The sequence below is a fragment of the Mucilaginibacter gossypiicola genome (assembly GCF_900110105.1).
Taxonomy (GTDB): domain Bacteria; phylum Bacteroidota; class Bacteroidia; order Sphingobacteriales; family Sphingobacteriaceae; genus Mucilaginibacter; species Mucilaginibacter gossypiicola.
Genome location: NZ_FOCL01000007.1, coordinates 15,351 through 35,877 on the forward strand (window position 1 = coordinate 15,351; position 20,527 = coordinate 35,877).

Below are 20,527 nucleotides of genomic sequence, written 5' to 3' on the forward strand. Positions count from 1 at the left end.
TGAGTTTGTATATGATTTAAACCATATTATTTATCATATTTTCATTGTTTGTGACCATAGTTTTATGGTTTTTGTATTTATGATGTAAAATGTTGATAAATATATAATGATTGTTAACGTTAACTTAACATTAGGAAACGGTTCATTAATTATCTTTGCGCCAATTAATTAAACGTATAATTAAAAAAGCAATTTATGAGGAAGCATTACCTTCTTTTATTACTTCTCATCGGCTTTTCGTTCTTCACTGGTAAGAATGTATTAGCTCAGGGTGTAACCACCGCCAGCATCAACGGTACCGTTACCGATGCTAAAGGTGCTATACCCGGCGCAACTGTAACAATGGTGCACACGCCAACTGGTACCGTGTATTCGACGGTGACCCGTGCCGACGGCCGTTACAACATCCCTAACTTAAGGGTAGGTGGTCCCTACACTTTCAAAGTAACTTTTATTGGTTATGCAAATTATGTTCAGGAAGGCATCAACCTTAACATTGGCCAGGATCAAAAACTTTCTGCCCAACTTGCTGACAACACTACTTCGTTAAAGGAAGTAACTGTTAAAGCTACAACCGGAAAAGTGATCAACTCTTCACGTACCGGTGCCCGCGAAACCATCAGCCGTCAGCAAATTGAAAACCTGCCAACAATTGCACGTTCATTATCTGATTTTACTAAATTAACTCCTTCTGCTAACGGTTTATCATTCGGTGGTCGTTCAAGTGCATTTAACAATATTACTGTTGACGGTGCTTTGTTCAACAACTCTTTTGGTTTATCAGGCACTTTAGGTGGTCAAACAAGTTCACAGCCAATTTCACTGGACGCGATTGACCAGATCCAGGTTGATATTGCCCCTTATGACGTACGTCAGGGTAACTTTACAGGTGCTGGTGTAAACACTGTAGTAAAATCGGGTACCAACGAAGTTAAAGGTACTGCTTACTACTACGCTCGTGGTTCAAAATTACAAGGTTACCATGTTGGCCCAACCAACCTGAATGTAACTCCCGTTAACTATCATACAGATGGTGTTGCAGTAGGCGGCCCGATCATCAAAAACAAATTATTCTTGTTTGTATCTGGTGAGCAGGAAAGAATCACTCAACCACCTGCAACTGTTTATGTAGCCGGTGGTAATGGTGCAAGCGGTGCAAACGTTTCGGCGGTACAAGCTTCAACACTTGATGCTATCAAAGCTAAATTGCTATCATTAGGTTATGATCCAGGTGCTTACCAGGGCTATAACTACAATACTTACAGCAACAAATTAACTGCAAAGCTTGATTGGAATATCGATAAAAACAACACTTTAAGTGCTAAATATTTTTATCTGAAATCATACAAAGATCAGCCTGCCAGTAACTCAGGTATCAGCAACAGCGATGGTAAAACTGCTGTTGGGTATGGTACCACTCGTGCTCCGGGTCCTAATACTTTGCCTTTCTACGGTTCAGGTTATACCATCAATAACAACTTTAACATCGGTATCATCGAGTTAGATACCCGTATCAGCAACAGCCAGTCAAACAAATTAACTGTTGGCTACTCTGCACTTAGGGATTTCCGTAATTTCTTAGGTAAAGGTTTATTACCAATGGTTGATATCGGTAACGGTACAAATGCTGCTGATGGTACTCAAATTACCGGCGCAACTGCAACAGCAACCAGCTTTGGTTCTGAATTGTATACTGCCGGTAACTTGTTGAGCACAAACATCTGGCAGTTTGCTGATGATTATACCATATATGCAGGTAAACACGAGTTTACCATAGGTACAAGCAACCAGATCCAAAGCTATACAAACGGTTTTGCGCCTGATTATAATGGTTTATATACCTATAACTCAGCGTCTGACTTTTTGAACGGTAACGCTGCTGCTGCTTACACTTTACGTTACTCTGCAGTTGGTAACAGCATTCCTTACGCTAAAATAAAAGCGTCTATCTATAGCGTTTATGTACAGGATAAATTCCATGTAACTGATAACTTCAGGTTAACCTATGGTTTGAGGGCTGATTACGACCAATTTCCTACTACTTTAGCTGCAAATACTAATGCAGCAGCTTTAACTTTCCAGGGTGGTACACATGTTGATGTTTCTAAATTGCCAAAAAACAGGGTTCAGTTATCTCCTCGTGTAGGCTTTAACTGGGATGTTAATGGTGATCAGTCAACCCAGATCCGTGGTGGTTCGGGCTTATTTACCGGTTCGGTTCCATTTGTATGGATCTCAAACCAGGCATCAAACAATGGTTTGTTATTTGGTTCAAAAACAATTACCAAAGCTAATGATCCAACTAACCCGGCCTTAATATTCAAACCGGATGTTAATGCAAACCGTCCTGCAAATGCAGCTGCTAATACTTCTTACGAGCTCGACGTTGCTGATCCAAACTTAAAATATCCAAAAATCTGGAGAACAAACTTAGCTGTTGACCAAAAATTGCCAGGTGGTGTTGTAGCTACTATCGAAGGTGCATATACCAAAGATATCCGTGCTATCTATCACCAAAACCTTGTTTTATCTGATGGCTTTACTACTATGCCAGGTACTGAAGGACAAATTCGTTACACTTCAAAAAATACAACACCTGCGGCCGCTGCTGCAACTGCAGAGAACCCGTCAATCACTGGTTTGTATTACATGAAGAATACTAACAAAGGTTTCTCTTATTTCGTTACCGGTCAGTTGCAAAAAAGCTTTACTAACGGTTTCGCTGCAAGTGTTGCCTACACTTACACCAAATCTAAAGACGTTAACGACGGTGGTTCAACAGCAAGTACTATCTGGAGCACCAGGTATGTTGCCGGTAACCCTAACGCCGATAACCTTTCAAATAGCTCATATGTACAGCCAAACCGTATCATTGCTACAGTATCTTACCGTAAACAATACGCTAAAAACTTAGCTACTACAGTTGGTTTAGTATTTGAAGCTGCTAACAGCGGTGCTATTTCTTATATCACCAGTAACGACCCTAACAATGACGGTGCTACCAACGACTTGATGTATATCCCTAAAAATCAGGGTGACATCATCCTTGTTCCTGGCGCTGCTTCAGCTAACGGTACAGTTGATAACCGTACTCCAGCTCAAATCTGGAACCAATTAAATGCTTTCATTAACCAGGATAGCTACCTGAGCGCACACAGAGGTCAGTACGCTCAAAGGAACGGTACTATTTTGCCTACTTACAAAAGACTTGACTTACACTTTGCTCAGGATTTCATGATCCAGGCTGGTAAAACCAAAAATACACTTGAGTTCACTTTTGATGTGATCAACTTCACTAACTTATTGAACCGTAACTGGGGCTTATACCAAACTTCATACAGCGGTTTTAACAACGGTGCAACTACTGTGTTAAGGTATGCCGGTGCAGATGCAACAACTGGACGTCCTACTTATTCATTCCCTTATCTTGATGCAAATAACCAAATTCCGGTTACTAAATCATTCCAGAATGATATCAGTACTCTTTCACGCTTCCAGGCGCAAATTGGTGTAAGGTATATCTTTAACTAAGAATAGCTTATAACAATATAAAACAAAAAGTCCCGGCCAATTGGTCGGGACTTTTTGTTTATAGGATTTTTCTGTTGTTTAAATATGACTGTTTTTGATCGTAGAGACGTATAATTGTGTCTCTACGCGTGCAGGTCAGATATGCAAGTTCGCAAGCTTGCATACAAAGTGGCTTGGCTTGTGAAAGACGCAATTATGCGTCTCTACGTAAACCGGTTTTGGGATTGTTTTCAAGCTCCCCCTGGAAAACGTCATGCAGCAAAGCAAAAAAGGCGCTTAAGTGAACCCTAAGCGCCTTTCTTTATGGTGATAAACTATTTATTCGTATTCAAATACCCCAAACTCAGATGTTACGGTTACCTTCTTGGTGTCAGCCTTTTCAACGCGACCAATGATCTGCGCATCAACGCCAAAGCTTTTTGAAATGCTGATCAGGTCTGCTGCAATAGCTTCAGGTACGTACAGCTCCATACGGTGCCCCATATTAAATACCTTGTACATTTCCTGCCAGCTGGTTTTTGATTCCTCATGAATGAGTTTAAACAGCGGAGGGACAGGGAACAGGTTATCTTTTATGATGTGCAGACCTTCTACAAAGTGTAATACTTTGGTTTGTGCGCCACCACTGCAATGTACCATGCCATGTACCTGGTTGCGGTAGCCATCCAAAATTTGTTTGATAATGGGAGCGTAAGTACGGGTAGCGCTTAAAACAAGCTTGCCTGCAGTTACAGTTTGGCTATTGCCTATCTCTATAGCGTCGGTAAGGTTTTTACTTCCCGAAAAGATTAGCTCATAAGGAATAGCAGCGTCATAACTCTCAGGGAATTTTTCGGCAATAGTTTTATTGAACACATCATGACGGGCAGATGTGAGGCCGTTTGAGCCCATGCCGCCGTTGTATTCTTTTTCGTAGTTGGCTTGTCCGTATGATGCAAGGCCTACAATAACATCGCCGGGCTCAATACGGTGGTTTGATACCACGTCATCGCGTTTCATACGGCAGGTAACCGTCGAATCAACAATAACGGTACGTACCAGGTCGCCTACATCGGCAGTTTCGCCGCCGGTTGAATAGATGCCAATGCCGGCTTCACGCAGTTCGGCCAAAATTTCTTCGGTACCGTTAATAATAGCTGCAATAACTTCGCCCGGGATCAGGTTTTTATTGCGGCCAATGGTTGATGACAACAAGATGTTATCTGTTGCGCCAACGCAAAGCAGATCGTCCAGGTTCATGATGATGGCATCCTGGGCTATACCGCGCCATACAGATATATCACCTGTCTCTTTCCAGTAAGTATAAGCCAGTGACGATTTGGTGCCTGCACCATCGGCATGCATAATGTTGCAGTATTCCTGATCGCCGGTTAAAATATCCGGTACTATTTTGCAAAATGCTTTTGGAAAAATGCCTTTGTCGATGTTTTTTATGGCATTGTGAACGTCATCTTTGGAGGCTGATACGCCACGCTGATCATATCTTTGCGAAGAAATCATGGGCAAATATAAGGCTATTAGGTTAAATTGAACGAATGGGCTTTCTGTATAAAGTAAAATGAGTTTTAATTAAATCGCGCTTTTAATATTCCCATCCATCGTACTTAATATTGGGAACTTCAATTTTAGGTGTTTGCCTTATTTTTCGGTTTCGCTGTTTTTTTTAACATTTTCTAAAACCGGCTTTAGGCTTTACCTCATATTTTCGATTAAACCAATGTTCGATTTGTTGATTTCTTAAAGACATATAATTGGCTTTGGGTAAGTTTAATAATTAATTAGGTAATGTAAATATGCTCCAATTTAGTTTAATGAATATAAACTGTTGGAAATTGTGTTTCTTTGTAAGAAAATAGACTAATACACATCCTTAGTCTGTTTTATCAGGTTAATCGAAAAATAATTCGCGCTGATAATACTTCATCGGCAGGATTAGTATTTACTTCTGTTATGTTAAAAACACTTTCCTACAAAATAAACCGCTGGCGGCTAAAGCGTAACAGCCAACGTAACTTTTTAATTTATTGCAGCGTTTTTGTAGGCTTTGTAGGCGGACTGGCAGCAGTAGCCCTTAAGTTTTTAGTGCATTTAATGGAAGAGCTGAGCCACAATATATCATCGCACCTGTATTATCATATAGCGTATGTGTTTTTACCAGCAATTGGCATTTTGGGTACGGTAGCTTATCAGCACCTGATAAACCGCGATAAGATTGAAAAAGGCATAGGCAAAATCCTCATCAATATCAAAAAGAACCGCTCGAACATTAAGGTCAATAATATTTATTCGCACCTGATCACAAGTTCATTAACTGTAGGTTTCGGAGGATCTGCAGGGTTGGAGGCACCTATTGTTTGTACAGGCACGGCTATTGGCTCAAACGTGGGTAAGTTTTTTAAGCTCACGCCCTATGAAAAAACGGTACTGTTAGCAGCTGGATCATCGGCTGGTATAGCAGCGGTATTCAATAGCCCTATAGCGGGTGTTTTATTTTCGCTCGAGATATTGATAGGGGAGATCACCATCCCAACATTTATTCCTTTATTAATAGCCTCGGCTACTGGTGTGGTTGTTTCAAAGGCCTTGTACTCGGGCCAGTTGTTTCACCTGGTTACTGAGGGCTGGGTAATGAACGCATTGCCCTTTTATGTGGCCCTTGGTGTACTAAGCGGATGGGTTGCTATTTATATAGCCAAAGTAGGTGGTAAATTAGAGAGCGGCATATTTAAAAAACAAAACCGATATGTGAGGGCCGTTGCAGGCGGTGTGATCCTTGGATTGATGATTGCGATATTTCCGCAGTTGTTCGGCGAAGGCTATCATTACCTTACAGCCATTTTAAATGGTAATATCCATGTTTTGAAAGAGGAAACTTTATTTAGTGAGTGGCTGGATCAGCCGCTTGTTATGCTGCTGTTTATAGCGGCATTAGTGTTTATGAAAATTATTGCAGCCGGCATCACCATAGGTGCAGGCGGTAACGGCGGTACCTTTGCGCCAACCATGTTTACCGGGGCTTTTCTTGGTTTACTGGTGGCTTATGGCGTTAACCAAACCGGGTTTATACATTTAAATACGGTTAATTTTATTGCTGTGGGCATGGCCGGTGCGCTGGCCGGTGTGTTGCATGCGCCACTTACAGCCATATTCCTGATAGCCGAAATTACAGGTGGATACGTGCTGTTTATTCCGCTTATGATCGTATCGGCTATATCTTATATCATATCGCGCTACTCGTCGCCACACAACATGTACTGGAGCCATCTTATTCATGAAAACAATATCCAGCCTGGCCAGGATTACGGTATGTTGAATTCCATAACGCTTGATAGTATTATCAATCGTAAATACACCGCTGTTGATAAATTAATGACAGTGACTGATTTTTATAAAGTATTGGCCAAAACAGACGCTAATATTTTCCCTGTACTGAAAGATGATGGCAGTTTGGAAGGAGTAGTGCTGATAGATGATATCCGCCGCAGGTTATTTAATAAGGAGATAGCTGATAGTTTGATAGCAGATATTATGATAGAGCCGCCAACAGTAATTGACTATGAGCAACCGGCCAGCAGCGTTATGGATACTTTTGATGCTATTGATGTTTGGCAGTTACCGGTGGTAAAAGATGAAGTTTTTATCGGGTTTATTTCCAAATCAGCATTGTTATCTAAATACCGGGCAGTGCTTATTGAGCAGCACAAGGCGAGTGATTTGTTTGCGTGATAGTAGGCTTAAAAAATGTCATTGCGAGCGCAGCGCGGCAATCTCGTAGCCAATGCATGTACGCCTACATTGCTACGAGATTGCCACGTCGCCCAGACGCTTTGGCCGTTCCGCTCCTCGCAATGACATGATAAATAACAAAAAATGCCACTAACTCTAAAATTAGTGGCATTGTATAAATGAGTAATCTTACCTATTTGATAAACAACAGCTCCCTGAATTTAGGTAACGGCCATAAACGATCGTCAATCAGTTGTTCAAGCTTGTCGACGTGGTAGCGGATAGGCTGGAAGAAAGATTTTACCTTTTCATCATAATCGATGGCACGCTGGCGGATATCATCGATAACGTTAGCCTTTTTACGCTCATTAACCATTTGCTCGGTATTGGTTTTAATGAAGTTGACATGCTCCGAAATCCTGTTGATAATATCAAGCTGCGAAGCATAAGTTGATTCAGCCAAACCGATGTCTTTTAAGCCTTTTACATTTTCAATCAGGTTGCTTTGGTAGGAAACTGCTGCAGGAATGATGATGTTCATCACCATTTCGCCAATTACACGGGCTTCTATTTGTAGTTTTTTATAGAAAGCATCCAGCAGGATCTCATGGCGGGCATGGGCCTCACGTACTGTAAATACACCGGTTTCGGCAAACAGGTTTTCTGATTTGTCGCTCAATAGGGCATCCAATGCCTTTGGTGTGGTTTTAACATTTGGCAAACCTCTTAATGCAGCTTCTTTTTCCCATTCTTCGCTGTATCCATTTCCCTCAAAGCGGATATTTTTTGACTCTTTGATGTATTTTTTGATCACCATTAATAAAGCAAGATCTTTTTTCTCGCCTTTTTTCATCAGTTTATCTACATCATACTTAAATTTCTTAAGCTGATCGGCAACGATGAGGTTAAGAATGGTCATTGGGCTGGCCGAGTTGGCTGATGAACCTACCGCGCGCAGCTCGAACTTGTTGCCGGTGAAGGCGAAAGGTGAGGTTCGGTTACGATCGGTATTATCGGGCAAAATTTGCGGGATCTTAGGGATGCCCTGCCATAGCAGGTTTTCTTCCTTGATCTTTTTGCTGATGCGCGATGTTTCTATCTCATCAAGCACATCATTAAGCTGGCTGCCCAGGAATATTGATATAATGGCCGGAGGGGCTTCATTGGCACCTAAACGGTGATCGTTATTAACTGATGCAATAGATGCCCTTAACAGGTCGGCATGTTCATGAACCGCTTTTATGGTGTTCACAAAAAAGGTAAGGAACATGAGGTTGTTTTTAGGCGTTTTACCTGGCGACAACAGGTTTTTGCCTGTGTTGGTTATCAGCGACCAGTTATTGTGCTTGCCCGAGCCATTGATGCCGGCATAAGGTTTTTCGTGCAGTAGTACCTTAAAGTTATGGCGTTTAGCTACGCGGTCCATCAAATCCATCAGCAATTGATTGTGGTCAATGGCCAGGTTGATCTCTTCGTATATAGGTGCGCACTCAAATTGAGATGGCGCAACTTCGTTATGGCGGGTTTTAAGCGGGATACCTAATTGCAGGGCCTCAGCTTCCATATCCTGCATGTATGCATACACACGCTCGGGTATTGAACCAAAGTAATGATCTTCCAATTGCTGGTTTTTTGCCGATATGTGACCAAACAACGTGCGACCGGTTAAGTAAAGATCCGGGCGGGCATTAAATAAGGCGATATCAACCAAAAAGTATTCCTGTTCGATACCTAATGAAGCGTTTACCTTTTCAATGCCTTTATCAAAATAGTGGCAAACGTCAACGGCCGCTTTGTCAAGCACGTTCAGTGCCTTTAATAAAGGTACTTTATAATCAAGCGCTTCGCCGGTGTAGGATACAAATACTGTTGGGATACACAGGGTACGCGCCATTAAAAAGGCTGGCGAAGAGGGGTCCCAGGCAGTATAACCGCGGGCCTCAAATGTATTGCGGATACCGCCGCTCGGGAAGCTTGAAGCATCAGGCTCCTGCTGCGCAAGGGCATCGCCCGAAAAGCGTTCAATAGCACCGCCATCTGCAGTAGGTTCAAAAAAGGCATCATGCTTTTCGGCAGTGGTGCCGGTAAGCGGCTGAAACCAGTGTGTATAATGAGTTGCACCTTTACCTAAAGCCCAGGCTTTCATTGCCGAAGCTATCTGTTCTGCCAGGTCGCGCGGAATTGGTTCTCCTTTTTCAATTGAATTAACTATTCCCTGATAGGCCTCTGATGAAAGATATTCTTTCATCTTCTTTTTATCAAAAACATTCGACCCAAAATAATCGGAAATTTTTGGTGAAGGTGGTTTTACTTCAGGGATAGTTCTTGAAAGTACATCCTGTAAGGCTTTAAAACGGATATTGGACATATTTTATGAGGTTTAAATAAAGGTTAGTTTCCAAAATTATAACTATCCTTTTAAAATACGGGGTAAAATTAAGTGAAATATAACATACCACCTAATCATTAAAAAAACTGAAATATTTTAAAGGAAAATCTTAATTCTTCTGGAATTTCTATCTGAAATTGATTGAATCCTGTTTTTTTTAATGTTTTTGTCGATATTTTTTGTTTTAATTCTGATTAATCACTGTTTTTAACTTTAAAAATTAAGTTTTTTGATTTTTTTAATGATGAAATTGAATTTATATTGAAAATAACATTTTTAAATAATTAAAAAATGGCATTTTGTAAGCCTTGTTTTTGCAATTTTCATAATTTTTCAATTTTTTACCATTAATTTATCATTAATAATTTGTTATTCTTAAAAATACTACCTAATTTCAGAAAATAATTTACGAAAACACACCAATTATTATGCTTTTTATAAAAAAATTAAAAAGTTTACAGGTAAAAAGAAGGATTTGGAGAGAAAAGGTGTTTTGTAACTAAGAATAGCAATCAAACTAAATTTAATACAACAATCAAACTAATTAATTTTTAAAAAACAATCAAACTAATTTAAACGATGAAAGTAGGTTCTACAAAACACAACTTCCTAAGTGCAGTCCGACAGCTGACACGTGAAAAATGGGCGCTGGGAGCAACCATTTTTACAGGGAAAATGATTGGCTTGTTGCTGGTATTTGCCGCAATGATGGTTTTGCCAGGTGTATTTGGTACAAAAGCTAACGCTGCTGAAACATACACCGCCCATGAAACAGCATTAATTAACACAGTTAATACTGTTTGGACACTGGTTGCTGCCTTTTTAGTATTTGGCATGCAGGCGGGTTTCGTTATGCTCGAAGCTGGTTTTGCCCGTAAGCGCGAAACAGTGAACGTGTTGATGGAGTGTATTTTTGATACTTGTCTTTGTGGTTTACTGTTTTACGCTATTGGTTACGCCTTTATGTTTGGCAATGGCAACGGCTTTATTGGCTGGGGCGGTCCTGATGGCAAAACCTGGTTCTTCCTTCAAAATACTCCTGAAACCTATGGTTCAACCGGTATCCCGGTATTGGCACACTGGATTTTCCAGTACGCTTTTGCTGATACCTGCTCAACTATCGTGTCAGGTGCTATGATTGGTCGTACCAGTTTCCGTGGCGATATTCTTTACAGTATTGGTATTACCGGCTTTATCTATCCTATCATCGGTCACTGGGCTTGGGGTCCGGATGGTTTCCTTGCTACAATGGGAACTTCAGGTTTCTTCAAATCAATAAGCGCTCAGCCTTTCCGTGACTTTGCTGGTTCAACAGTGGTACATACTATTGGTGGTGTGGCTTCATTGGCCGGTGCAATGGTATTAGGCCCGCGTTTAGGCAGAATATTTGCCCGCGATGATAAAGAAAAAGGCGGTTTGCCTCCAGGTCACAACTTATTGGTTGCTGCTGTAGGTGGATTTTTACTTTGGTTTGGTTGGTATGGTTTTAACCCTGGTTCAACATTGTCAGCAATGGACATGCAGGGTATTGGCCGCGTTGCAGCTAATACTACGCTTGCTGCCTGTGCTGGTGGTTTTACCGCTATGCTTGCTGCTTTGTGGTTTGGCCCAACAAAAGGCAAATTTGATTTGGCCTTTACAATTAATGGTTTCCTTGCAGGTTTAGTTGCTATTACCTGTCCTTGTTACTGGGTAAGTCCATTCGGTGCTATCCTTTTAGGTGCTGTATCTGGTTTCATCATCTTCGGTGGTGTTTACCTTATCGAGTGGTTCCGTATTGATGATCCGGTTGGTGCAGTATCTGTACACGGTCTTAACGGTATCTGGGGTACTATCTCTTTAGGTTTATTTGCTTCTGGTCAGTATGGTGCTACAGGCCCAACTGGTGCCGATAATTCAGCTCCTGTAACCGGTTTGTTTTACGGTGGTGGCTTCGATGTATTGAAAGCTCAGCTTATCGGTAGTCTTACTATTACTCTTGCGGTATTTGTGGTAAGCTATGTGATGATGTTTGTGATCAACAAATTAGGTCATCCATGGAAATTACGTATCGAAGAGCATGGCGAAACAGGTACAGGTGGTATCGACGTATTCGACCACGGTATCGAAGTTTACCCTGTTCAGGATGATGAGATCAGCTTAAGCGGCCTTTTTGATAAAGGTGCTAAAGTTGCTTCTGAAGCTTAATAGGATAATATATAAGCCTTATAGCTTATTGAAAATATTGATGCCTTGTGCGGTTGGAAAGTGTAGTATTAAGTCTATAGTCCTTGGTTTAAAGTCAGGAGTTAATTCTTTGACTTTAAACTAAAGGCTGGTGACTTAAAACTAAACAGCATTTCATGTTGAAACAACGGTAGTTGTTTAAATGGACGTTGCCGTTGCCAACCGTACAGGGATTTTTTATGCCGACACATAAATGATCCTTTTAATTGCAAGGTGTTGATAATCAAATAGTAACATCGTGATTATTCCCCAAAAAACAACAATTAACAAAATAGTTTATCAATTCACAATTAAATCGTTATCATGAAAAAAGTATTTCTACTCTTCTCATTTTTTTCAATTGCGGCCTTTACGGTTAAGGCCCAGGATACAGTTAAAACAACTTCAGATGCCCCTTTGGTGATCTACGGTTCGGTAGATACCTATTATAAGTATGATTTTTCTGATAAAGGCTCACAAATCCCTACAAGTTTTGCGAGCGACCATAATTCAGTATCAATAGGCATGATTGATCTGGGTTTAAAGAAAAAAGTTGGTAAAGCGGCTTTTGTTGGTGAGCTTTCGTTTGGTCCGCGCGGCCAGGCTCAGTCAATTCCTAATGGCCCTAACGGTGATTCATTTCATATTCAAAACTTATATGTATCGTATGATCTTACCGATAAATTAAACCTTACCGGTGGTTATATGGCAACATTTATTGGTTACGAGGTTATTAGCCCGGTAGGTAACTTTAACTATTCTACTTCGTACCTGTTTACCAATGGTCCGTTCCAAAACCCGGGTGTTAAATTAACTTACGCATTTAGCGATAAAGTAAGTTTAATGGCCGGTATCTTTAATGATACCTGGAACAATTATACTTCAACTAAAAAAGTTAATACGTTTGGTTCGCAGTTGTTCGTATCTCCGGTAAAAGGATGGACTGCTTATCTTAACCTTGCTACCGGAAGTACTTCTGGTACCGAAGTTGATTTGACAACTGCTTATCAAATTACTGATGCCTTTAAACTGGGCTTAAATGGCGCTACTTATTCTGCTCCTCATGATGGCGGCGGTTTTAGTGGTGTTGCTTTATATCCGCAGTTAGCAGTATCAAAAACTGTAACTTTAGGTTTAAGGGGCGAGTACTTTAAAACTAAAAAAGGTGATTTATTAACTTTAGGCCCTCCTCCGGGACAAAATGTTAAAGCATTTACATTTACTGCAAACATCAAATCAGGTCCGCTTACTTTCATTCCCGAAATCAGGTTAGACCACGGCTCATCTACTTCATTCCTGAATCACTCTGGCGATCCTTCAAAATCAGCCGGTCAGTTTGCTGTAGCTGCTGTTTACGCGTTCTAAAAAATATAATTTTAATCTATTTTTATCACGAGCCGTTCCGGATAAACCCGGAGCGGCTTTTTATATTTGTATATGAAAAATTTGCTGCTTACCCTGGCTGCTATCCTTTATTCGGGGATGGTATTTGCTCAAAAGGATTCTTTATCATTTGATGAGCGGGATAAATATATTTACTATAAGCTTGTTGACCAGCCGGGGGCTAATGCCGATACCTTGTATAACCGGGGCCTGTATTTTTTAACTGCCGCATATCCTAAAAAAACGCTCGCGCTTTCAAAAAGTGATAAGGCTGCTTATTCGCTAACGGCTGCGGGCAGTTACATGGTTTCAAAAAAAGGATTGGTAAGTAATAGTGATGGCGGATCGTTAAGTTATACACTAAAAATTGAGGTGAAAGATTCAAAATACCGGTTTTGGCTTACTGATTTTGTTTATCAGCCTTACCAGCGTAACCGATACGGATCTTCGGAGCCTGTGCCTGGCGGTGATGTTCCGCTCGAAAAGGCATCGGCAAAATTATCAAGAGTTGATTTCAATGTCTGTTTGGATCAGGTGTTGGTCAATAGTAAGCAGGTGGGGGATAAATTAAAGTTGTATATGCTTAAAGTTTCATCGCTGGTTAAGAAACAGGAGCCTAAAAAGGTAAATAAAATTTCTACTAAGGATTGGTAGTTTTCCTGATTTTGCAGTTGGTAGTAAATATCTGGCGAATAAAAGGTAATAAAAGAGCCGCACCTTGTAAAGGGTGCGGCTTATTTTTTATGTTGTTAATTGAGTTTAATCAGGTAGGGGTAGGATCTGGTTACAGTTCCTCGTCGTGCTGGCTTATGTCAAGGCCTGCAAGCTCTTCTTCAGGTGTTACACGTAATGTGCTGATCATGTCGGTGATCTTTAATAAAATGAATGAGCCGATGAAAGCAAAGGCTGATACGCCAATCAATGTAATTAAGTGAACTAAGAAAAGATGTGTTTCGCCATAAAATAAACCATTGCCGGTTGTGTTGGCAGCGTTTACATTTTGGTGCGCAAATACGCCGGTTAATAGCATGCCTACCATACCGCCTACGCCATGGCAAGGGAATACGTCAAGTGTATCGTCGATGCTGGTTTTGGTTCTCCAGATCACAACCAGGTTGCTCACTACAGCTGCTACGATACCGATAATTAATGAGTGGGGGATAGTTACAAAGCCTGCTGCCGGGGTGATAGCTACAAGGCCCACAACGGCACCGATACAAGCACCCAATACGCCGGGCTTTTTGCCGCGAAGGATATCAAAGAACATCCAGGCCATAGCAGCTGCAGCTGATGCTGTAGTTGTTGTTGCTAAAGCGGTTGCTGCTAATGTGCCTGATCCTAATGCCGAGCCGGCGTTAAAGCCAAACCAGCCAAACCATAATAAACCTGTGCCTAATAACACATAGCTGATACGGGCCGGGTTGTGTGAGGTTTCGTTACGGCCTTTTAAGTATATGGCTGATGCTAAAGCTGCCCAGCCTGCGCTCATGTGTACCACAGTGCCGCCGGCAAAGTCAAGTACGCCTTTTCCAAAAAGGAAGCCTTTTGGATGCCATGTAGCGTGTGCTAACGGGGCGTATATGAAGATCATGAACAGGCAAAGGAAGATAACGTAAGAGTTAAAGCGGATCCTTTCGGCAAATGCGCCGGTGATCAAAGCTGGGGTGATAACCGCAAATTTTAACTGGAACATGGCAAAAAGGATCAAGGGGATAGTTGGGGCAAGTTCCCAGGTGGCGTTGCCTAATGTTCCTTTCATCATAAAGAATGTGCCGGGGTTGCCGATAAAACCGCCAAACTCATCTTCGCCGAAGGCAAGGCTAAAGCCAAATATTACCCATATAACGGTAATTACACCCATACAAACAAAGCTTTGCAGCATGGTTGATAGCACGTTTTTCTTGCTCACCATACCGCCGTAAAAAAATGCCAGGCCAGGGGTCATGATTAATACAAGGGCGGTACTTACTAATAACCAGGCAGTGTCGCCGGTGTCAATTTTGCTGTCTTTAACGGTTGTAAGGGTAACTGAAGGGTATATAAGGGCTAATACAATTACAATTAAAAGTATGCCAAAGGGTATAAATTTTTTCATGTTTCGGGTTTAAAGGGAGGAAAAAATGAAGGTTTGAATAATACTGCCCGGTATCCAATCAAAAATACCGGACAGCATTAAAACTAAATTTTTTTAAAAAACAATAAATCCTGCATGCTTAATCAGAGCATGAGGGTTGAAGTTGTTTTTTGCCTACCAAAAGTCGTGAAACGGAAAAAGGATGAGCTTGCGAAATTGGGATAGTTTGCTTGTATCCAGTCCGCAAGTAAAATCAAGGTGCTTAAATCTAATTGTGTAACTGCCGGGTGTTGCTACAAACGCCTGTAATGAATGTGCGCCTCTGTGTTGCTGTACATTAATAACCGGAGCCGGTATATTATTTATTACAAACTCTAAAAGAGGATTGTGGTGCGGTATTGTAGCGGATACAGTGGTTTTTTTTGTTGTTTTATGGTAATAATGGTATAATCCACCCTTTGCAGAAGCTCTGAATCCGCAAAAGAGTAAAAATAATAAGGCAATAAGTTTGTAAAGCCTGTTAACCATATCTAAAAGTAATAAAAAATTAAAATAGTTGCACTTTTTTTTAAAATATTTTAAGTTTTAATGATTTATATGTTAAAATTTTGAATTATGTGCTGTTTTTTAAGGCTGTTTTGTATTTTATTAAATAAAAAATGCAAATAATGATCTTTTTTTTGTTGCTTGTTGTTATTGAGACGATATTTTATCAAGATGAAAATGAGATGAAAAAATCAGCGAAATTATTTTGAATTATTTTTAGTTTTTGCAAAATATAATATAAGTATATTCGTTATTAATAAAATTTAATTCTGAAACTATGCTTATCACCAAATTTGATTTGTACAAAGCCGAGTGGCTCGACCTTGTATTTGACCATCGCAACAAAAATTATGGCGCTTATGAATTAAGGCAGAACTATGGCCGTACCATGGCTAAATCCATGAGTATCGCCTTTGCGGCAGTAGCGCTTTTATCAGCAGCAGCCATTATTTTTAAAGCAAAGCCGAAACCTTTGGATAATATCGGGATGATTGAAGTGAAACTTGATCCTTCAATACCTAAGCCTCCTGTAGAGGCAAAGCCTAAGCAGCCAGACGCACCTGCCCCGGTTGAGCATCAAAAGCCGGCTGCTCCCGTTGAAACTAAAGGTTTCACAACTCCGCATATGGTAGCAAATGATCCGCCGACAGATCCACCTACAATAGAAGAACTGAAAAATGTTGCCATTGGGCCAGCAGATGTAGCCGGTAAAGGCGGGACAGATAATGTGACCAAATCTGATGAGGGGACACCCGGAGGAACATCATCGGTTCCTGCTAATAATAATGAAGTGTACACACCTGGTACCCTCGAAGTAATGCCCGAACCTATTGGGGGAGCGGCCGCCTGGGCTAAATTTTTACAAAAAAACCTGCGTTTTCCGGGTGCCGCGCAAGATGCCGGCGTTTCGGGCAGGGTATTTATGAGCTTTATTATTGAAAAAGACGGCTCGCTTTCCAATATCAAGGTTGACCGTGGGGCAGGTTATGGCTTTGATGAAGAGGCAACCCGTGTATTAAAGCTGGCCAAAGCCTGGAAACCCGGCGTACAAAATGGGCAGAACGTAAGGGTTAGGTACAGTATTCCAATAAGCTTTCAGTTAGGGACAGAAGAATAAATAATTGGTGTTATGTTTTTAATTAGATGTGTGTTATAAATTGTTGCTAACTGTGTTTAGGCCCCGTTTACGCGGGGCTTTTTTGTATATTAGCAATACCAGTTAAAAAAGGTATGAACAGGCCTAAATCTGAAATTTACAACGATAGCGTATGCGTTTACGTTTCTGTAAACGTAAGTAACCCGCTTTGGGGTAAAGTGGCGCTGATTTTAGCCAACTTATTTATTTTAACAATTATTGGTTTAGGTATAGCCTGGCAAATTCCGCTAATGATTATCTGTTTCGGGTTGCTTTTTGTGTCGCTTATAAAGTATTCATTATGGAATTTTTGCGGGTGCGAAAACCTGATCATCAATACACGGGCGGTTAGTTACCAGCACAATTATGGTTTGTTTAAAACAAGGTATGTAACCAAAAGACTTCAAAGCAGGCTTATCATAAGCCATAGCGTGTACAAGGCCTGTTCGGGATGTGTACTGTGCAGTTTTGGCTCTTATAAACAGATTGACAATACGCCTTTTGAGCTTTATAATATGATTTTTCCGATGACCGAAGTTGATGCAAAGTATCTGAATGCTTCGATTGAAAAGCTTTTTATAGATGACATGTCTAAACGATATGACCTTCCGCAGATCATTTTAAACTGAGGCCAGCCAGTATCACAAAGGTTTTTTGAAGCAAAAACTATAAGGCAATCCCTCGTATTGCCCGTAATTGAGTATCCGCTCATAGCCCGATTTTAGGTATAAGCTGTGCGCTTCTACCTGTTTACTGGCACTTTCAAGCACAGCAAATTTAAATCCCTGTTCCCGGGCCCAGGTTTCCAGTTCGGCTAAAACCGTTTTGCTGATGCCATTTCCCCTTGCATCCGGCCGCACAAACATTCTTTTAACTTCTATCGATTCTGCGTCGAAAGGTTTAAAACACCCGCAACCGGCAGGTTTATCATCTATATAAGCTAAAACTACGGTGTTGTTTTTTTCAATAATATTATGGTGGTCGTAAAAATCCATCATTTCGCCATTGCGAAGGCGTAGGTCGGCGTCGAGTTCTGTAATAAGCAGCCTGAAATCGGGATTGTCACTATTTGTTCTTTTAAGGATGGTGGTTTTCATTTGGGGCTAAAATAGCAGTTTCTTTAATGAATATGCCGCCGGCTGTATTGCATTTTTAAATGACCCTATCGTTTGCTATCCGTAATGCCTTTTAATACCTCGTTATATAAAGACTGGGTTGAAACTATTGCCGAATATTTTCCGCTTTCTGTTATCACAATAAAAGGTTCTTCGTTAGAGAACAGTGTCTTTGTTTGCTCTTCATTAGTCCAGTTTTTATCTATCTGTTTTTTTATTAGTACCGGTTTAAATATTTCATCGAGGTGCACAATGCTGATGTGCCTGGCATCGCCTTTATTTTCAATAGTTTCGCCAAGTTCGTGTTGTAAAAGTTGCTCAGACAGTAGTTCGTTGGGCAAACCTGTGGCGGTTGAAAATGCCATCCAGTTATGGTTTAGGGCAAGCGCGCCCTGCATCCAGGGCGGCGGGGGCGGAATAGTATAATAACTAAAAGGAGGAACAAGCTCTAACGGACCTAACAAAGCCCATTGTGCTGCCGCTGCGCGGGAGGCATAAAAGCTTTTTAAATATCGTGGATCTTCTTTTAACAACTGTTCAAGCAGGTCGCCGGGCCTGGCCCAGCCTATGTAAACCTGCTCTCTTGTTTCATCGGTTGCGGTAAAAACAATTTTGTCGGGTTTTTTAAGGCGGTCTGCACCAGCCAGTAAAACTAATAAGCGGGTTTCCCACCAGGCATGCCCATCTTCAAGGTCAATCACAGCGACGCCCGAAGAGGTGGCCGCACGCAAAGTTTCCAGGATATTGGAAGTGCCACTATCGGCAACATATTCGCCGCGTACCCCGATATTGGCGGGTACAGTAAATCCCGAATTTGATAGCTGCTGAATTTTTGAAAAATCGATCTTAAGGTCGCCATAGCCTATGCTGCCGCCTCGTTCAATAATCACGTTAAGAATTGCAAGTACGATGGGCAACAGGCTGAGGATAAAAATACCTATTAAAACAGTGTTGTTGGATGAGTCGGCTGGCCAACCGGTATAGGTACGAAGTACCCCGGTAATGAGTAACAGCACCAATAAAACAACAACGGCGGTAATGATGCTCACTTTTGGCGTAAACGGCCAAAAACTATGATCGCGTGGTTGCATTTGTTTTGCCTTAAAAAAACTGTAATAAGTGTGTGTTGTTTGTACAATTGCGCGTGCAGGCTGTCAACCGCTTGCAGGTATATTGGTCGGTATAGATGGCTGCCGCTGATTTGAAATAAAATTCGATATAAATTATTGAAAAACAATGCGTTGAATCACGTTTGGGATGTGCGGCTTTTACGCGAATATAGTTCGTGTTTCTGGCCCTGGTTTAAGAGCTGCGTAACTGAAAGGCTTTGATCGGCTACTTTAAACGATGTTGATACACAGTATCCCCGCCCAGGCTTTTTATAATAAGGGTGTCATTGTTTTTAAGTTTAAAGGCGAAGCTTTGTTCGCCTTCGTCATACCCGATACGGATACTGTCGCCGGTTATTTTATATTTATAGGATACAGAATGTTCAGGATAATAAATGGAATCCTTATTTATTTCGAATATTGGATTTTCCTCGCCATTAATGGCCCATACACCTATAATGTTTTTTGAAACCTCGCTGCCGGGTGAAGTTGTATTTGCTATTTGTTTATTTTTTGCCCCATCAATGTTTTTGGCTGGATCATTTTTTGCTGTGATGTTTCTTTTGTTTTGCGCGCTATCAGTTGAGTTACTATTACAGGATAGCATAATCAGCAATAATGGGATAAAAAGCAGCTTTTTCATTTGTGAAAGGAGTGGCTGCAATTATAAATAATGTTGCGGTACTTTTATTTATTGTAACGCTTTTAGTACCGATGTTCACCAGGCTGCGGTACTATAAAAGCTATTCATTTAAACTTATTTAGCAACCTCCGGAGCAGCCTGTGCCATCTCCCTTATAGATACCCAACCATAAGGGCTGTTTTTATATCTAACAAAAACAGTCATTGCCCTTCCACGGCCTATTGAAGGTTTGCCGCCATTTATTGGGGTGCTTCTGAAAGCGAAGATACAGGTTTCGACGATGGTGTTGCCGTTGAAGGTGGTGCTTTCAACCTGGTTCTGAATTAATTCTATTTTAGCACTACGGAACATGGCTGTTAAGCCCTTAGCCAATTCCGCGCGACCGGTAACTACATTATTGCCTCCAAAATATTTAACAATATCAGGATGGTGCAGCGCTACTAAAGCTTTTACATCACCGCGGGCGAAGGCAGCGGCAAAAGCGACTTTGGTTTTTTCAAGCGCAATTTTATCGGCAGCAAGGTTATTGTTTTGGCGCGAACAGCAACCACAAAATATTAAAAAGAATAAGATAAGGCAGTGTGATGTTTTCATTCCGGCTGTCGATTTAATTAGTGCAAGATATTGAATATTAGTAGCTAACGTTTTATTGATTGATGACTGTAACCGGG

At 41.0% G+C, this 20,527-nt stretch carries 14 protein-coding genes; 7 read left to right on the forward strand and 7 right to left on the reverse strand.

Features of this window, described 5'->3' with window-relative positions; genetic code table 11:
* The first annotated feature begins 195 nt into the window (after window positions 1-195).
* Complete coding sequence (locus BMX50_RS21945) at window positions 196-3,531, forward strand: TonB-dependent receptor (RefSeq protein WP_091213869.1); 3,336 nt, start codon at window positions 196-198, stop codon at window positions 3,529-3,531.
* A gap of 318 nt (window positions 3,532-3,849) precedes the next feature.
* Here BMX50_RS21945 and BMX50_RS21950 read toward each other — a convergent pair whose 3' ends face one another.
* On the reverse strand, window positions 3,850-5,031 hold the full coding sequence (locus tag BMX50_RS21950) for an AIR synthase related protein (protein WP_208864767.1): 1,182 nt from the start codon (window positions 5,029-5,031) through the stop codon (window positions 3,850-3,852).
* A 450-nt stretch (window positions 5,032-5,481) separates the two neighbouring features.
* Here BMX50_RS21950 and BMX50_RS21955 point away from each other — a divergent pair, with 450 nt between their 5' ends.
* On the forward strand, window positions 5,482-7,257 hold the full coding sequence (locus BMX50_RS21955; protein WP_091213871.1) for a chloride channel protein: 1,776 nt from the start codon (window positions 5,482-5,484) through the stop codon (window positions 7,255-7,257).
* Between the two features lie 193 nt (window positions 7,258-7,450).
* Here the strand turns inward: BMX50_RS21955 and BMX50_RS21960 are convergent, their stop codons facing one another.
* Window positions 7,451-9,625 carry a glutamine synthetase III family protein gene (locus BMX50_RS21960; protein WP_091213875.1) on the reverse strand — a complete coding sequence of 725 codons (2,175 nt, stop codon included), beginning with the start codon at window positions 9,623-9,625 and terminating at the stop codon, window positions 7,451-7,453.
* A gap of 600 nt (window positions 9,626-10,225) precedes the next feature.
* Here BMX50_RS21960 and BMX50_RS21965 point away from each other — a divergent pair.
* The 3 genes from BMX50_RS21965 (at window position 10,226) to BMX50_RS21975 (ending at window position 13,888) form a co-directional block, all read left to right on the forward strand.
* Entirely contained in the window at window positions 10,226-11,833 is a 1,608-nt protein-coding gene (locus BMX50_RS21965) for an ammonium transporter (protein ID WP_091213879.1), read from the forward strand.
* A gap of 342 nt (window positions 11,834-12,175) precedes the next feature.
* Window positions 12,176-13,216: a porin gene (locus BMX50_RS21970; protein WP_091213882.1), complete on the forward strand. Its 1,041-nt coding sequence runs from the start codon at window positions 12,176-12,178 to the stop codon at window positions 13,214-13,216.
* Between the two features lie 72 nt (window positions 13,217-13,288).
* Complete coding sequence (locus BMX50_RS21975; protein WP_091213886.1) at window positions 13,289-13,888, forward strand: DUF4468 domain-containing protein; 600 nt, start codon at window positions 13,289-13,291, stop codon at window positions 13,886-13,888.
* Between the two features lie 130 nt (window positions 13,889-14,018).
* Here the strand turns inward: BMX50_RS21975 and BMX50_RS21980 are convergent, their stop codons facing one another.
* Entirely contained in the window at window positions 14,019-15,329 is a 1,311-nt protein-coding gene (locus tag BMX50_RS21980) for an ammonium transporter (protein ID WP_091213890.1), read from the reverse strand.
* An 802-nt stretch (window positions 15,330-16,131) separates the two neighbouring features.
* Between BMX50_RS21980 and BMX50_RS21990 the strand changes: the two genes are divergently transcribed.
* Window positions 16,132-16,971: an energy transducer TonB gene (locus tag BMX50_RS21990; RefSeq protein ID WP_091213898.1), complete on the forward strand. Its 840-nt coding sequence runs from the start codon at window positions 16,132-16,134 to the stop codon at window positions 16,969-16,971.
* Between the two features lie 113 nt (window positions 16,972-17,084).
* The gene (locus BMX50_RS21995; RefSeq protein WP_091213902.1) at window positions 17,085-17,618 is read left to right on the forward strand and encodes a hypothetical protein; all 534 of its coding nucleotides are present in this window, start codon (window positions 17,085-17,087) and stop codon (window positions 17,616-17,618) included.
* Window positions 17,619-17,630: 12 nt separating this feature from the next.
* Here the strand turns inward: BMX50_RS21995 and BMX50_RS22000 are convergent, their stop codons facing one another.
* The 4 genes from BMX50_RS22000 to BMX50_RS22015 all read right to left on the reverse strand — a co-directional run bounded on the left by BMX50_RS22000 (window position 17,631) and on the right by BMX50_RS22015 (window position 20,450).
* On the reverse strand, window positions 17,631-18,086 hold the full coding sequence (locus BMX50_RS22000) for a GNAT family N-acetyltransferase (RefSeq protein WP_091213906.1): 456 nt from the start codon (window positions 18,084-18,086) through the stop codon (window positions 17,631-17,633).
* A 65-nt stretch (window positions 18,087-18,151) separates the two neighbouring features.
* Entirely contained in the window at window positions 18,152-19,195 is a 1,044-nt protein-coding gene (locus BMX50_RS22005) for a hypothetical protein (protein WP_091213910.1), read from the reverse strand.
* 244 nt (window positions 19,196-19,439) lie between these two features.
* The gene (locus tag BMX50_RS22010; RefSeq protein ID WP_091213914.1) at window positions 19,440-19,856 is read right to left on the reverse strand and encodes a hypothetical protein; all 417 of its coding nucleotides are present in this window, start codon (window positions 19,854-19,856) and stop codon (window positions 19,440-19,442) included.
* A 114-nt stretch (window positions 19,857-19,970) separates the two neighbouring features.
* Window positions 19,971-20,450: a YybH family protein gene (locus tag BMX50_RS22015; protein WP_091213916.1), complete on the reverse strand. Its 480-nt coding sequence runs from the start codon at window positions 20,448-20,450 to the stop codon at window positions 19,971-19,973.
* Window positions 20,451-20,527 lie beyond the last annotated feature (77 nt).

Coding starts and splice junctions, on each gene's coding strand:
- BMX50_RS21945 (WP_091213869.1), top strand. CDS start 196: ATGAGGAAGCATTACCTTCTTTTATTACTTCTCATCGGCTTTTCGTTC.
- BMX50_RS21950 (WP_208864767.1), bottom strand. CDS start 5,031: ATGATTTCTTCGCAAAGATATGATCAGCGTGGCGTATCAGCCTCCAAA.
- BMX50_RS21955 (WP_091213871.1), top strand. CDS start 5,482: ATGTTAAAAACACTTTCCTACAAAATAAACCGCTGGCGGCTAAAGCGT.
- BMX50_RS21960 (WP_091213875.1), bottom strand. CDS start 9,625: ATGTCCAATATCCGTTTTAAAGCCTTACAGGATGTACTTTCAAGAACT.
- BMX50_RS21965 (WP_091213879.1), top strand. CDS start 10,226: ATGAAAGTAGGTTCTACAAAACACAACTTCCTAAGTGCAGTCCGACAG.
- BMX50_RS21970 (WP_091213882.1), top strand. CDS start 12,176: ATGAAAAAAGTATTTCTACTCTTCTCATTTTTTTCAATTGCGGCCTTT.
- BMX50_RS21975 (WP_091213886.1), top strand. CDS start 13,289: ATGAAAAATTTGCTGCTTACCCTGGCTGCTATCCTTTATTCGGGGATG.
- BMX50_RS21980 (WP_091213890.1), bottom strand. CDS start 15,329: ATGAAAAAATTTATACCCTTTGGCATACTTTTAATTGTAATTGTATTA.
- BMX50_RS21990 (WP_091213898.1), top strand. CDS start 16,132: ATGCTTATCACCAAATTTGATTTGTACAAAGCCGAGTGGCTCGACCTT.
- BMX50_RS21995 (WP_091213902.1), top strand. CDS start 17,085: ATGAACAGGCCTAAATCTGAAATTTACAACGATAGCGTATGCGTTTAC.
- BMX50_RS22000 (WP_091213906.1), bottom strand. CDS start 18,086: ATGAAAACCACCATCCTTAAAAGAACAAATAGTGACAATCCCGATTTC.
- BMX50_RS22005 (WP_091213910.1), bottom strand. CDS start 19,195: ATGCAACCACGCGATCATAGTTTTTGGCCGTTTACGCCAAAAGTGAGC.
- BMX50_RS22010 (WP_091213914.1), bottom strand. CDS start 19,856: ATGAAAAAGCTGCTTTTTATCCCATTATTGCTGATTATGCTATCCTGT.
- BMX50_RS22015 (WP_091213916.1), bottom strand. CDS start 20,450: ATGAAAACATCACACTGCCTTATCTTATTCTTTTTAATATTTTGTGGT.